Source organism: Demequina sp., assembly GCF_049841215.1.
Taxonomy (GTDB): Bacteria; Actinomycetota; Actinomycetes; order Actinomycetales; family Demequinaceae; genus Demequina.
Map to the genome: position 1 here is coordinate 142,906 of NZ_JASGEO010000024.1, position 14,576 is coordinate 157,481.

At 66.5% G+C, this 14,576-nt stretch carries 12 protein-coding genes and 1 tRNA gene; 10 read left to right on the top strand and 3 right to left on the bottom strand.

Going from position 1 to position 14,576, the window contains the following annotated elements; genetic code table 11:
* Nucleotides 1-10 precede the first annotated feature (10 nt).
* A tRNA-Tyr gene (locus QM618_RS12015) sits at nt 11-91 on the bottom strand.
* Between the two features lie 95 nt (nt 92-186).
* On the opposite strand from QM618_RS12015, the gene QM618_RS12020 reads away from it, so the two are divergent.
* From QM618_RS12020 to QM618_RS12030, 3 genes are read left to right on the top strand one after another with little or no spacing between them, the layout of a single operon-like run.
* Nucleotides 187-678, top strand: coding sequence for a YajQ family cyclic di-GMP-binding protein (locus QM618_RS12020; RefSeq protein WP_428099502.1), 492 nt, complete (start codon nt 187-189; stop codon nt 676-678).
* On the top strand, nt 678-1,736 hold the full coding sequence (locus tag QM618_RS12025; protein WP_428099505.1) for a DUF998 domain-containing protein: 1,059 nt from the start codon (nt 678-680) through the stop codon (nt 1,734-1,736). The genes QM618_RS12020 and QM618_RS12025 overlap by 1 nt, the downstream gene beginning before the upstream one ends.
* A 2-nt stretch (nt 1,737-1,738) precedes the next feature.
* A complete protein-coding gene (locus QM618_RS12030) occupies nt 1,739-2,272 on the top strand; it encodes an AAA family ATPase (RefSeq protein ID WP_428099509.1) in 534 nt (177 codons plus the stop codon).
* 164 nt (nt 2,273-2,436) lie between these two features.
* Here the strand turns inward: QM618_RS12030 and htpX are convergent, their stop codons facing one another.
* Both htpX and QM618_RS12040 read right to left on the bottom strand, forming a co-directional pair.
* Nucleotides 2,437-3,303, bottom strand: a complete 867-nt coding sequence (gene htpX, locus QM618_RS12035; protein ID WP_428099511.1) for a zinc metalloprotease HtpX — start codon at nt 3,301-3,303, stop codon at nt 2,437-2,439.
* 216 nt (nt 3,304-3,519) lie between these two features.
* Nucleotides 3,520-4,899 carry an FAD-dependent oxidoreductase gene (locus tag QM618_RS12040; RefSeq protein WP_428099514.1) on the bottom strand — a complete coding sequence of 460 codons (1,380 nt, stop codon included), beginning with the start codon at nt 4,897-4,899 and terminating at the stop codon, nt 3,520-3,522.
* A 313-nt stretch (nt 4,900-5,212) separates the two neighbouring features.
* Between QM618_RS12040 and QM618_RS12045 the strand changes: the two genes are divergently transcribed.
* The 7 genes from QM618_RS12045 to QM618_RS12075 all read left to right on the top strand — a co-directional run bounded on the left by QM618_RS12045 (nt 5,213) and on the right by QM618_RS12075 (nt 14,534).
* Nucleotides 5,213-7,012 carry a nitrite/sulfite reductase gene (locus tag QM618_RS12045; RefSeq protein ID WP_428099517.1) on the top strand — a complete coding sequence of 600 codons (1,800 nt, stop codon included), beginning with the start codon at nt 5,213-5,215 and terminating at the stop codon, nt 7,010-7,012.
* Nucleotides 7,009-7,737, top strand: coding sequence for a phosphoadenylyl-sulfate reductase (locus QM618_RS12050; RefSeq protein WP_428099520.1), 729 nt, complete (start codon nt 7,009-7,011; stop codon nt 7,735-7,737). Before QM618_RS12045 ends, QM618_RS12050 begins: the two co-directional genes overlap by 4 nt.
* Nucleotides 7,719-8,648: a sulfate adenylyltransferase subunit CysD gene (gene cysD / locus QM618_RS12055; RefSeq protein ID WP_428099523.1), complete on the top strand. Its 930-nt coding sequence runs from the start codon at nt 7,719-7,721 to the stop codon at nt 8,646-8,648. Before QM618_RS12050 ends, cysD begins: the two co-directional genes overlap by 19 nt.
* Nucleotides 8,648-10,000, top strand: coding sequence for a sulfate adenylyltransferase subunit 1 (locus tag QM618_RS12060; protein WP_428099526.1), 1,353 nt, complete (start codon nt 8,648-8,650; stop codon nt 9,998-10,000). The genes cysD and QM618_RS12060 overlap by 1 nt, the downstream gene beginning before the upstream one ends.
* Before the next feature lie 183 nt (nt 10,001-10,183).
* A complete protein-coding gene (locus QM618_RS12065; protein ID WP_428099530.1) occupies nt 10,184-11,839 on the top strand; it encodes a glycosyltransferase in 1,656 nt (551 codons plus the stop codon).
* Nucleotides 11,836-12,561, top strand: a complete 726-nt coding sequence (locus QM618_RS12070; protein WP_428099533.1) for an HlyD family efflux transporter periplasmic adaptor subunit — start codon at nt 11,836-11,838, stop codon at nt 12,559-12,561. The genes QM618_RS12065 and QM618_RS12070 overlap by 4 nt, the downstream gene beginning before the upstream one ends.
* Nucleotides 12,558-14,534 carry a glycosyl hydrolase gene (locus tag QM618_RS12075; protein WP_428099536.1) on the top strand — a complete coding sequence of 659 codons (1,977 nt, stop codon included), beginning with the start codon at nt 12,558-12,560 and terminating at the stop codon, nt 14,532-14,534. The genes QM618_RS12070 and QM618_RS12075 overlap by 4 nt, the downstream gene beginning before the upstream one ends.
* Nucleotides 14,535-14,576 lie beyond the last annotated feature (42 nt).

The following is a 14,576-nucleotide window of genomic DNA, read 5'->3' on the forward strand; positions in this document are numbered from 1 at the left end:
CCGTTGTCCGTGGCGGGTGAGGGATTCGAACCCCCGTAGCTCTCGCAGCTGATTTACAGTCAGCCCCCTTTGGCCGCTCGGGTAACCCGCCGTGCACCACCCAAACTGCAAGCGGCGCGCATGGAAGGATAGCAAGATGTTGACCCTGGGCGCGAACTCGCGCCCCGTTCACGAAGGGAGCCGCGCATGGCAGGCGACAGCAGTTTCGATGTGGTGAGCAAGGTGGACCGCCAAGAGGTGGACAACGCGCTCAACCAAGCCGCCAAGGAGATCCAGCAGCGCTACGACTTCAAAGGCGTTGGCGCCTCGATCGAGTTCTCGGGCGAGGCCGTGCTCATGAAGGCGAACTCGCCAGAGCGCGTCAAGGCGGTGCTCGACGTCTTCATCGCCAAGCTCGCCAAGCGCAACATCTCCCTCAAGTCGCTCGAGTACGGCGAGCCGCAAGCGTCCGGCAAGGAGTTCCGGCTGGTCGCCGAGATCAAGGAGGGCATCTCCTCGGAGACCGCCAAGAAGCTCACCAAACTCGTGCGCGACGAGGGCCCCAAGTCCGTCAAGGCGCTCATCCAGGGCGACGAGTTGCGCGTGAGCTCCAAGTCCCGCGATGACCTGCAGGCCACCCAGGCCCTGCTCAGGGGAGCGGACGTGGACACCGACCTGCAGTTCGTCAACTACCGCTAGTGGACGCCGAGCCGGGGGCCCGCACGCCAGATTCGCTGCTGCGCGTCGAGTCTCAGGCCATCTGGCTCGCGCTCGTCTGCGGAGGCGTTGGCGCGCTCGCCGGCCTCGTGCTGACGAGCGTCAACGGGTACGTGCGGCTGTCTGGCGCGGACTCATTTGGGCTGGCGGCAGCGGCTCTCGCAACCGTGGTCGCGGCGCTCGTCTCGGCCGTCGGTTACTGGCGCTCGCGCAACCGGCCGGGTCAAGAGTGGCGGCTGACTCTTGGCCGCTGGACCACCTTTGTAACCCTGCTGTCCGTGGTGCTCGTCCACTCGGCGCTCGCATTCCTGGGCACCTACGCGCTGTACGTGGTGCTATCGCTCGCGTTCATTGGGCTCAACGTGAGCGGGCTGTTCGCGGCCGTCATGATGGGCGCCACGCTTGGCCTTGTCGCCTTCCTGGTGTTCCCGTCCGTGGCGCAGGTGACCACGCAACGGCTCTCGACACTGCTCATGAGCTACGTCGTCGTTGGCTGCCTCACTGCCGCCGTCACCACCTCCGACCCCTTGTGGTGGCGCGTCCACTTCAGTCAACTGGGTACCTTTGGCGACATCTCGAGCTGGATGTTCAACGCCACCCTCGTCGCGGCGGGCCTGCTCGTCACCACCTTCGCGGTCTACCTCGCCCACGACATTCGTGAGCTCGTCGCGGCAGGCAAACTCGCCAACGCCAGCGCTCCCCAGTGGGCCGCCAGGCTCTTCGTCATCCTTGGCGTCATGCTCGCCGGCGTGGGCCTTGTGCCCGTAGACGTGAGCTTCCTGGTCCACACCATCTGCGCCTCTGGCATGGCCGTGGTGTTCCTCATCCTGCTCATCGGCGGGCGTTCGCGCCTGGCCGGCATGGAGTCCGGATACTTCGTGGCCGCATGGGCGATCCTCGCGGGGATCGCGGTGTCTATCGCGCTGTTCCTCGCGCGAGTCTTCTCGGTGACCGCGTTCGAAATCATCGTCTTCGTGCTCATCTTTGGGTGGATCGCGGTGTTCATTCGCTTCCTTGGCTTGGCAGCGCGGAACGATTAGGCATGCCCGACTCTCACGCCCCTTTGCTCGTTGCCCTCACCGGTCTTCCCGGCAGTGGGAAGACCACGGTTGCGCGGGTATTGGCGCGAGAGTTGGGTGCGGTGCACGTGCGCATCGACGTGATCGAGACGGCGCTCGAGACGTCGGGGGCGGTGTCGCTCGAGGAGCACCCCTCGCTCGGCTACCGGGTGGCGTACTTCGAGGCCATTGAACACTTGCGCGGCGGACGATCGGTGATCGCGGACAGCGTCAACCCCATCGCGGTCACTCGCGAGGCGTGGCACTGGGTTGCGACCGAGGGCGCCGCGCGCATCGTCGAGGTGGAGGTGGTGTGCTCCGACACGCACGAGCACCGGCGCCGCGTGGAGGCGCGCGTCGCGGACATCCCAGGGCACATTGAGCCAACCTGGGAAGAGGTCGTTACCAGGGAGTACGAGCCGCTCGAGCTAGGCCCAGCGGCGTTCCGTATCGACATGGCGCCGGGAGTTGAAGACGCGTTGCCACAACTGATCACGCACCTGCGCGCCCACACCTAAGCCACGCACAAGGCGGGGCCGCCTACGCGACCCCGCCCCAGCGTCGGGCCGCGGAAGGGTCTTGAGGCGCCTCGTTATGCCGTCATACTTGCGCGTTTACCAGGTATTTTCCTGCCCGACGCGCACGCGCCCTGGCGGCCACGGGACCTTAGTCCCCGGTTGGCTTAGCGGTTGTCGCGGGCCATTCCCTCGAGGCGTGCGATGCGCTCGGCCATGGGCGGGTGCGTGCTGAAAAGCTTGGCGAGGCCCTCCCCGCGGAACGGGTTGGCGATGAACATGTGGCTCACGTTTTCGAGTTGCGGATCCTGCGGCAACGGGCGCGCCTTGGTGCCTTGCTCAAGCTTGCGCAGCGCGGACGCGAGAGCGAGCGGATCGCCCGTGAGGGTAGCGCCGTCCTCGTCCGCGTCGTACTCGCGAGTGCGGGAGATCGCGAGGCGAATGAGCGAGGCCGCGATGGGCGCCAAGAAAAGCATCGCTAGCGCGCCGATGGGGCCAAGGGGGTTGTCACGGCCGTTGCCGCCCCCGCCAAACCAGAAGAGCATCTGCGCGATCGCCGTGATGATGCCGGCGAATGCGGCGGCCACGGCGCCGATGAGGATGTCGCGGTTGTAAACGTGCTGGAGCTCGTGGCCGAGCACGCCGCGCAACTCGCGCTCGTCGAGGAGCTGCAGGATGCCCGTGGTGCAGCACACCGCCGAGTTCTTGGGGTTGCGGCCCGTGGCGAACGCATTGGGCGCATCCGTTGGGGACACGTAGAGAGCGGGCATGGGCTGGTTTGCCTCGCGGGACAGCTCGCGCACGATGCGGTACATCGCGGGCTGTTCCACCTCGGTGACGGGACGCGCGTGCATCGCGCGGATCGCAAGGTTCGCCGAGTTCCAGTACCCGTAGAACGTGCCGATCAGGCCAAATCCTGCGAACAGCCACAAGTACTGCCCACCGGCAACGAACGTACCGATGCCAAGCAGCACCATCCACATGACAACAAACAGGCCCATGGTCTTGAGCCCGTTGAAGTACTTCTTACCCACTCATCCTCCTGGTCGCGTGCGGCCATTGTAGGAACGGTTTGGGGGGTGGCTGGGGTTCCCGGCCCGACGGTGTGGTTACCTCCGAGCGAAACCACGCCGCAGCGTCGGGCTGGCAAGAGACAAACAAGGGTCCGAGTGACAGATGTGACGCACGGGTCGCTTCGCGAGCGCTCGCGAGTCACATGAGCAACACGCGTACCTCACACCCTTGTTTGTCTATGCGTGGGTGCGCTTGAGCGCCACGTCCGTCATGTCCTCGCGCGGAACCACCTTGACGCGCTCGCGGCCAGAGGGCTCGCCGAGGCCGCGCTCGTGAGCGTCAAGCACCTCCCAGTCGCGCCACTGCACCACCGGAACGCCACGGTCCTTGAGCAGGCGCAGGATGTTGTCGGGGCTGAGCTGTTCGGCGGAGGCATGCGTGCCCGCGTAGAGGCTTGGCGCGTCCTCGACCACGTGGGAGATGGTTTCCGCGGCGTCCGACTTGGTGTGGCCGATGAGGCCAACTGGGCCGCGCTTGATCCAGCCCGTGGTGTAGAAGCCGGGGACGGGGGTGCCGTTGTCGTCGACCACGCGGCCCTCGACATTGCGGATCACGCCCTTGTCGTGGTTGAAGGGGACGCCGTCGATCTCCGTGCCCCAATACCCAACCGCGCGGTAGACGGCCTGCACGGGGTAGTCGATGAACTCTCCCGTGCCTTCGACGTTGCCGTCGCCAGTGAGGCGCTGGCGTTCCATGCGGATGCCGACTACGCGGCCGTCCTCGCCGAGCACCTCGTGAGGGCTCTGCAGGAAGTGCAGGTGGATGCGGCGGCTCGCGCCCGTTGGCTCCCGCAGCGTCCAGTCGGTGAGCGTCTTGACGAGTTGCTTGGTCTGGTGGCTCGCCTCGATCGCAGCCATGGAGCCTTCGTCGAAGTCGTAGTCCTCCGGGTAGACGATCACGTCGACGTCGGGGACGTGGCCAAGCTCGCGCAACTCGAGCGGGGAGAACTTCACCTGGGCAGGTCCGCGGCGGCCAAAGACGTGAACATCCGTGACCGGGGACGCCTCAAGGCCCTCTTGGACGTTCTGGGGGATCTCGGTTGGCATGAGGTCGGGGACGTGCTTGGCGAGGATGCGAGCAACGTCGAGCGCGACGTTGCCCACGCCGAGCACCGCGACCTCCTTGGCCTCCAAGGGCCACGTGCGGGGGACGTCAGGGTGGCCGTCGTACCAGCTCACGAAGTCCGCAGCACCGTACGAGCCTTCCAGGTCAATGCCAGGGATGTTGAGGTCTGCGTCGTAGAAGGAGCCAGTGGCGAAGATGATTGCGTCGTAGTGCTCGCGGAGATCCTCAAGCGTGAGGTCCGTGCCCACGTTGACGTTCGCCAGCAGGCGGATGTCGCCGCGGCCAAGCACGTTCGCGAGCGCAACGATGATCTGCTTGATGCGCGGGTGGTCGGGCGCCACGCCGTAGCGCACGAGGCCAAAGGGCGCGGGCAGCCGCTCGATGATGTCGATGGACACGTCGAGGCCCTGCTTCGTGAGGATGTCGGCGGCGTACGTGCCGGCGGGTCCGGCGCCAATGATGGCAACGCGCAGCGGTCGTTCGGTAGTCACGGGATACTTCCTTGGCTTGGGCGGCGGCAACGACTCCAGGTTAATGGACGTGCTGGAGTCCGACGCTGAGCATAGCCTCCCCATACCCTACCAAACATAGGGGGATTGGGGGTGTGCCTTTTCGGCTTTCGTGTCACACTTGCCGGCATGACGAGCACCCTGAGCATCCGCGGATTCGACTCCGCGCGCTCGCTGCGCGTCATGTGTGCCATGGCCTGACCGCCCATGGACTGTCCCAATCAATCCTGGGCGCTCGGCCACACCGGGTGCTCTGCCCGGCTGGCCGGTGCCCAACACCGCTAGAGGAGCGCCGGTGAGTTCCACCACCGACACCACCCCCACGGCACCTTCGCGCACGCCCGCGGACGACGCGGCCGCCGCCGAGGCCGAGGAGCGCAGGCGCCACCGCGAAGAGGCACGCCTCATTCGTACCCGCGAGGCCGCCGCCCGCCGCGACACCGTCAACAAGGATGGACAGTGGGCGCTCGGCGACCGCACTCCCCTCAACCCCAACGAAGAGATGAAGGCCGCGGGAGACCCGCTCGCCGTGCGCTCGCGCATCGAGACCATGTATTCCAAGTGGGGCTTCTGGTCCATTCCCCCGGGTGACCTGCGCGGACGGTTCCGCTGGTGGGGACTGTATACACAGCGTCGGCCAGGCATCGATGGCGGCAAGACCGCGATCCTCGAGCCGCACGAGCTCGACGACGAGTACTTCATGCTGCGCGTGCGCAGCGATGGCGGGCAGCTCTCCCTTGAGCAGGCGCGCACCATCGGCACCATCTCTCGCGATCTTGCCCGCGACACCGCAGACGTCTCCGATCGTCAGAACATCCAGTTGCACTGGATCCGCATCGAGGACGTCCCCGACATTTTCAACCGCGTCGAGTCCGTTGGCCTGCTCAGCGAAGAGGCGTGCGGCGACGTGCCGCGCGTGGTGCTCGGCTCCCCCGTTGCCGGCGTTGCGAAGAACGAGCTCATCGATCCCACCCCGCAGATCCGCGAGATCGTTGACCGCTACATCGGAGACCCCGAGTTCTCCAACCTGCCGCGCAAGTTCAAGACCGCGTTCACGGGCATGCCCGTCCCCGACATCCTCCACGAGGTGCAAGACATCGCCTTCTGCGCCGTGGAGCACCCAGAGTTGGGCATCGGCTACGACCTGTGGGTGGGCGGCGGCCTCTCGGTGAACCCGTTCCTTGGCCACCGCCTTGGCGTCTTCGTCAAGCCCGAGATCGCGCACGAGGTGTGGAAGGGCGTCATCAGCATCTTCCGCGACTACGGTTATCGCCGCCTGCGCACGCGCGCTCGCCTCAAATTCCTCGTGAAGGAGTGGGGACCGGAGAAGTTCCTCCAGGTGCTCCAGGACGAGTACCTGCACTACGAGCTGCCCAAGGGCCCCGCTCCGCAGCTGTCCACCCCCGCCGAGCGCGGCGATCACGTGGGCATCCACGAGCAGAAGGACGGCAACTATTACGTTGGCGTGGCGCCCGTGGCCGGCCGCATCAGCGGCACCACACTGCTGAAGATCGCGGACATCGCAGAGGCCGCGGGCTCCAACCGCATTCGCCTGACCCCGCTGCAGAAGATCCTCGTGCTCGACGTCCCTGAGAACAAGGTCAACGACGTGGTCAACGGCCTGCGCGCCCTCGAGCTCGACTCGAGCCCCGGCGAGTTCCACCGCAACGTCATCGCCTGCACGGGAATCGAATACTGCAAGCTCGCGATCGTCGAGACCAAGGTGACGGCTCGCGAGGTGGTCAAGAAGCTCGACGAGATCTTCCCCACTCTCGACTCCCCCATCACCGTGCACGTCAACGGGTGCCCCAACTCTTGCGCGCGCGTGCAGATCGCGGACATCGGCTTCAAGGGCCAGATGGTGCTCGACGAGGAGTCCGGCGAGCAGGTGCCCGGCTTCCAGGTGCACCTTGGCGGCCGGCTTGGACGCGGGGACGACAACGATTTTGGGCGCAAGATTCGCGCCCACAAGGTCAAGGCCGACGGCATGCCTGAGTACGTGGAGCGCGTCACCAAGAATTACCTCGCCACCCGTGAGGACGGCGAGCAGTTCGCGGACTGGGCGTTCCGGGTGGAAGAGGAGCTCATCAAGTGAACGCCGTGACCACTACTGCCGAACTCGTCGCCGCCAACCCCACCACGTGGAATGCGATCACGTGCGCCGAGGTCAACGCACGCCTGGAGAACGCGAGCGCCGAAGAAATCGCCGATTGGGCCGTGGCGACGTTTGGAACCAAACTGGCCGTAGCGTCGTCCATGCAGGACACGATCCTTCCGCACCTCTTTGGTGCGCGACTGGCCGGCGTTGACGTGCTGTTCCTCGAGACGGGTTACCACTTCAAGGAAACGCTCGAGACTCGGGAGCGCGCGGCGAAGGCCTTCCCCATCACGGTGGTGAACGTGATGCCGCGCCAGACCGTCGAGGAGCAGGACGCCGAGTTTGGCAAGGACCTCTTCGCACGCGACCCCAACACGTGCTGCTTCATGCGCAAGGTGGACCCACTCGCGCGCGCGCTGGCCGGGTACGACGCGTGGGTAACCGGGGCGCGCCGCGTGGATGCGGTGACGCGCGCCAACATGCCCGTCATTACCTGGGATGACAATCACGGTTTGGTGAAGATCAACCCCATCGCGCTGTGGAGCGACTTCCAGGTGGAGATCTATCAGACGGCCCATGGACTGCCGCGCAACCCCTTGGTGGCGCGGGGCTACCCCTCTATTGGGTGCGAGCCGTGCACGCGCAAGGTGGCCGCTGGCGAGGACCCGCGCTCTGGGCGCTGGGCGGGCACCGACAAGACGGAATGCGGGATTCACAAGTGAGCATCGAGACTGTGGACACTCAAGTGGACACCCTGCGCGCCCTCGAGGCGGAGGCCATCCACATCATCCGCGAGGCGGTGGCGACGGCGCGAAAGCCCGTCATCCTCTTCAGCGGCGGCAAGGACTCCGTGGTGGTGCTGCACCTGGCCACCAAGGCGTTCTGGCCCGCGCGCGTTCCCGTGGAACTGCTGCACGTGGACACCGGCCACAACTTTGACGAGGTGCTCGACTACCGCGACGCGACGGTTTCCCGCCTGGGCCTGCGGCTGCAGGTTGCGTCCGTCCAGGACTACATCGACGACGGTCGCCTCCGGGAGCGTCCTGACGGCACGCGCAATCCGCTGCAGACGGTGCCGCTGCTCGACGCGATCGCAGGCCACCAGTACGACGTCGTCTTCGGCGGCGCTCGCCGCGACGAGGAGAAGGCCCGCGCCAAGGAGCGCGTGGTCAGCCTCCGCGACGAGTTTGGCCAGTGGGATCCGCGCAACCAACGCCCCGAGCTATGGAACCTCTACAACACGCGCCACCTGCCCGGTCAGCACGTTCGCGTGTTCCCACTCAGCAACTGGACCGAGCTTGACGTGTGGCGCTACATCGAGCGCGAAGGCATCGAACTGCCGTCCTTGTACTACGCACACGAGCGGTCCGTGTTCTTGAGGGACGGCATGTGGCTCACCCCGCACCCCGCGGTTCCCGTTGGCCCGGCCGACGCTGTGGTCACCAAGACGGTCAGGTACCGCACGGTGGGGGACGCCTCGTGCACGGGTGCGGTGGAGTCTGAGGCGGCCACGGTTGCCGATGTCATCGCCGAGGTGGCGGCCACGCGCATCACCGAGCGCGGCGCCACTCGCGCCGATGATCGCTTGAGCGAGGCCGCCATGGAAGACCGCAAGAAAGAGGGGTACTTCTAGTGAGTACGCTTACTGAGACTCGGACTACCTCGCTGCTGCGCTTCGCCACCGCCGGCTCCGTCGACGACGGCAAGTCCACGCTGGTTGGGCGGCTCTTGTATGACACCAAGTCGATCCTCGCGGACGCCTACGAGGCCGTGGAACGCGTCTCGCGTGCCCGCGGCGCAGAGACCGTGGACCTCGCCCTCCTCACGGACGGGCTGCGCGCGGAGCGCGAGCAGGGCATCACGATCGATGTCGCCTACCGCTACTTCTCCACCCCCAACCGCACGTTCATCCTCGCCGACTGCCCCGGCCACGTGCAGTACACGCGCAACACCGTGACGGGAGCGTCCACCGCGGATGCGCTCATCGTTCTCGTTGACGCACGCCACGGAGTGGTGGAGCAGACGCGTCGCCACCTCGCGGTTGCCGCGCTGTTGCGCGTTCCGCACGTGGTGGTGGCGGTCAACAAGATCGACCTCATCGACTTTGCGCGCGAACCGTTCGAGGAGATCGCCGCCGACGTTGCCTCCCACGCGGCCAAGCTCGGCATGCCTGATGTTGTGGCGATCCCCGTCTCCGCCCTTGAGGGCGACAACGTCGTCGAGCGCTCGGCCCGCACGTCTTGGTACGAAGGCCCCACGGTGCTCGAACTACTCGAGACCGTTCCCGGCGCGGACGAACTCGCCGCGATCGCCCAAGGCGGGTGGCGCGTTCCCGTTCAGTACGTGCTGCGCCCCCAAGACGCCGCCGTGAGCCCCGAGTATCGCGAGTACCGCGGCTACGCGGGCCAGGTTGCGGAGGGCACCATCCGCGTCGGCGACGCCGTGGTGGTCCAGCCCTCTGGCCGCCGCACCACCGTTGCCGGCATCGATACGGCCGACGGCCCCCTCACCTCAGCTCCCGCCGGCGCCTCGATCTCTGTGCGGCTTGCCGACGACGTGGACGTGGCGCGCGGCGATCTGCTCAGCGCCGCGGGGGATGCTGCGCTCGCGGTCAAGAACTTCCACGCCCACGTGGCCTGGCTCTCCGAGCGTCCGCTGCGCGTGCGCGATCGCGTGCTCGTGCAACACGGCTCGTCGCTCGTGCAGGCGATGGTCACGGGCATCGAGGGAACTCTCGACATCTCGCTTCCCGGCGGCACCCTCGACGCCTCAATCATCGCGGGCGAAGACCTCGAGTTGGGCCTCAACGACATCGGTGTGGTGGCGCTGCAGCTGGCACAGCCGCTTGCGATTGAGGACTACGGCAACCACCGCCGCACCGGCGCGTTCTGCCTCGTCGACCCGCAGGACGGCAACACGCTCGCCGCGGGAACGGCGAGGGCCGCGGTGCCCGGAACCGGCGTGGACGGGTACCTGACAATCTGACCCGGCCACAGCGTCGGGCCGTATCGCTACCTGAAACCGGTCCCTGGTTTCTTCACGCAGAGTTAACAAAGCGGACACCCAATGGACCTCCAACGGGGCTTAGCCTGACAACGCACGCGCCAAAGTCGTCGAACCAACTCCGGGGGGAGCGGTTCGCTCCCTCGCTCACCATTGGGGGACGACATGGCGGAAAACAACCGGACCGGCGCGCATTCGCCGGTGATGACGCTGCTGGTGCTCATCGCCACCCTGGGCATTCTCGTGTACTCGGCGTTCCTGCTGAACCCGGCCAACCGCGGAGATGCGCTGCCCTACATCATGGTCATCAGCGCGGAATCGGTGCTCGTGGCGCACGCCCTGCTCGCGATGTGGACCATCCTCGCGGGCAGCGTTGATCCGCGAGACTTTGCCTTTCACCGCACCCAGCGGCTGCTCTTTGGCCGCTCCCACGCTGGCAACCCAAGCGAATGGCCGCTGCAGGTCAACGACCAGCGGGTGTACGTGGACGTGTTCATCACGGTGTACGGCGAAGACATCGACATCATCCGCCGCACGGTGACCGCAGCGCTCGCCATCAAGGGCCGCCACCGCACGTGGGTGCTCGACGACGGCCGCAGCGACCAGGTGCGGGACATGTGCGGCACACTGGGCGCCCGGTATGTGCGGCGGCTGAGCTCTGGCGGTGCCAAGGCGGGCAATGTCAACCACGCGCTCACGCTCGCGAAGGGCGACTTTTTCGCGATCTTCGACGCCGACTTTGTCCCCGCCCAAGACTTCCTCGTGGAGACGGTCCCCTTCTTCGTAGACCCTGACGTTGCGTTTGTGCAGACCCCGCAGACCTACGGCAACCTCCACACCACCATCGCCCGCGGCGCGGCCTACATGCAGGCCGTGTTCTATCGCTTCATCCAGCCGGGCCGCAATCGTTTCAACGCGGCGTTCTGCGTGGGCACAAACGTGGTGTTTAGGCGCGCCGCCATCGACGACATCGGCGGCATGTACACCCAGTCCAAGTCCGAGGACGTATGGACCTCGCTCATGCTCCACGAACGCGGCTGGCGCTCGGTGTTCATCCCCACGGTGCTCGCGGTCGGCGACGCTCCAGAAACGGTCGAGGCGTACTCGAAGCAGCAGTTGCGCTGGGCAACGGGTGGCTTCGAGATCCTGCTGACGCACAACCCGCTAAGCCCACGCCGCCGCCTCACCATGGACCAGCGCATCCAGTATCTGGTCACCGCGTCGTTCTACCTCACCGGCATCTGCCCGTTCATCCTGCTGCTCGTGCCGCCGCTCGAGATCTACTTTGACCTGCGCCCCATGAACCTCACGATCTCGGTTGGCACCTGGCTGCTGTACTACTCGGGTTTCTACGTGATGCAGATTGTGCTGGCCTGGTACACGGTTGGCTCGTTCCGCTGGCAGACGCTCACCCTCGCCACGGTGAGCTTCCCCATCTACATCAAGGCGTTCATGAATGTGCTCAAGGGCAAGGATGTGGGCTGGCAGGCAACGGGCACCGCGCGCGGCTCGTCGCCGTTCAACTTCATCATTCCCCAGGTGATGTTCTTCGTGTTCCTGGTGCTGACCTCGCTCGTGGCCATCTGGCGAGACGTCGACAACGGCGTCTTCACTCTCGCCACCGCGTGGAATCTCACCAACACGGTCATCATGGGCGGCTTCATGCTCACGGCTCGCCGCGAGGCCCGCGCGCTACGCAAGGGCCTTCCCTTGGTTCCGGATATGCCCGACGCTGTGGTCGCCTCTCCCCCTCCCGTCACCGTGGTGGCGCGCCCGGTTTCCGAAGCCGCAAACGATCACATCGCGGAGGTGGTGTCATGACGTGGGCAAACCGATTGAAGATGTTCGTTGGCCTGCTGGTGGTGCTCATCATCACCGCGGGTGCGCTCTTGGTGTTCAACCAGCGCCAAACGCACGCCACGAGCAACAGCGCACAGATTGCCGCGCAACTGTACGACGTGGGCACCGATTACGCCGGCATCATCACCGATTCGTTCGTGGACGAGGGCGATGAGGTGAAGGAGGGCCAACGGATGTTCGCGGTGCGCAGCCTCCAGTTGGAGCGCGACATCGCCACCGGCGCTGTCTCTCCCGGCCAGGAGTCCGTCCAGCAAGACGGCACGCTCGTCATCAGTGCGGCCACCACGGGGGTTGTCTCCAACATCGACATGGACGAGGGCTCATACGTCTCCCAGGGAGCGGTGCTCGCGACGATCGATGCGGCGGGATCGCTTTACGCGGAGGCGGAGTTCGTGCTGACCCCGCGCGATTTCTCGCGCATCGATGACGGCGCCGCGGTCACGCTGCGCCTGCCCAACGGCACCGAGTTCGACGGCGCCGTGGATGACCTCACCGTCGAGACGGTGGACGGCAACGCCCACGTGACGGCGACCATTGCCTCGGACGGACTCGCCACCGCGGAGCCCGCGCCCCTCCTCAAACCCGGCACCCCGCTCGACGTCTCGGTGAGCCTGCACGATGACGGGCCGCTCGCGGGAGTCCATGATGCGCTCAGCGACTTCGCGCGGAAGATCGGCCTATGACCCAGCGCCCCCTCTCCGTAGCGGCGGGGGCGCTGGCCGTGGCCTGCGCGCTTGCCGCGTGCACCGCAGGGGGCGACGGTTCGGCATCGAGCGCGCCGCCCGAGTTACCTCCGCCCGCGGTGACCGTGCCGGAGCAGTCTCTCGGCGTGGACGTGGCGATGCGCCTGGCAGATGATGTGGTGCCGCCAACCAATCGCTGGTACTCGTCGCTCGCGTTCGGGGATCCCGGGCTTCCGGTGTTCCCCAAGCCGCTGTCGTTCGCCCCTAGCGAGGGTGGGTTCACGATGGGCCTCACGCGGCCCGCCGCGAGCGCTCAAGCGATCATGGCACCCGCGAGCGCCGACCTCTCAGTGACCGTCATGGGCGCGGCAGGCTACGGAGTGGTGAGCCACGCGGATCCGGTGGCCGTTGGCATCTCGATGGGGGACGTCGAGGTCACCCTCGCCCAAGGCTGGCCGGTGGTGGGCGTGATGGCCGACGCTGCGGCCACCATGACGCTCGGCTCACCTTTCGTCGCGGCGGGCGAAGGCATCGGCGAGGCAGCGATCAACGGCACTCAGTACGCAGTGGTGGTGCGCGACGGCGTGATCGACGGCACCACGATCCAGTTGGATGAGGGCGGCAGCGCCCAGTTCTTCGCGGTGCCAAACGGGGGCGACGTGAAGGCCTTCGCGGATGCCCTCGGCGACCCCGTGCACGCGGCGGAATGGACCGGAAAGGTGAGCCAGCCGTCGGCCAGCACCAGTCTCACCTACGGGGCCAAGACCGTGGTGGCGGTCCCCTCATGGCGGGCCGACGGGCTCGACTGCGAGCTGGGCACCTACGCCACGATCGACGGCGAGTTCGAGGTTTGCGCAGCAGGGCAGGTGTCGTGGGATGTCCCGGCCGTCGCTCCCAGTGGGGAGCTCGACCTGTCGCGCATCACCGACGACCAGCGCGAAGCGATCATCACCGCACTCAAGGGAGACGTGGCCGCCCTGCCAGCCGTGCCGTCGGACAGCTACTTTGGAGGAAAGGCGCTGTACCGCATGGCCAACCTGCTGACGATCGCCACAGAATTGGGCGAGGAAGAGGCCGCCGAGACCGTGCGGGCGGCACTCGCGGAGGCGCTCGGCGAATGGGGAACTGCGGATCGGTGCGCGAGCGGCGAGGCCAGGTGCTTCGTGTACGACCCCATGCTGCGCGGCGTGGTTGGCGTGACCCCGGCGTTCGGTTCAGAGGACTTCAACGACCATCACTTCCACTATGGGTATCTGCTGTACGCGGCGGCGGTCGCTTCGGCGGATGACCCTGCGCTCGGCGAGGCGATCGGGCCCGTGTTTGACCAGGTTGCTGCTGACATTGCAAGCGCCGACATTGCTGCGGCCAGCGGCGCCTCACCAGACTTCCCCGCCATCCGCACGTTTGACCCGGCGGCGGGCCACTCGTGGGCGTCGGGGTTCGCGCCATTCGCCGATGGCAACAACCAGGAGTCAAGTTCCGAGGCAGTGTCCGCGTGGAACGCCGTAGCGCTGTGGGCCGAGGTTCGCGGGAACGCGGCGCTCGAGGCGCGCGCCACGTGGATGCTCTCGCTCGAGGCAGACACCGCGCGACGGCTGTGGCTGGCACCGGACCTGGCGGCGTTCCCCGAGTACGAGCACTCGATCGTGGCGATGGAGTGGGGCGCGAAGCGGGACTACGCCACGTGGTTCAGCCCCGAGCCCTCCGCGATGCTGGGCATCCAGCTGATCCCCATGGCGCCGTTCTCTGTTGCGTACCTGAGTGCGATTGATGCTGGCCACATCGCCACCACCATCGCGGAGGCCGGAGCTCCCGCCCAGTTTGGGGACTACATCCTCATGTACCAGGCACTCCAGGGGCTCGAGGCGCGATCAGAGTCGTGGACGGCTGCCCTCAACCTTCCGCCTGGGGCAATAGATGACGGAAACTCGCGGACCTATCTGCTCGCGTACATCGCGGCGCTGGACTCGTAATTCGGGGGCCAATCCAGGGGCCACTTGAGGCGTGAGCGGCCA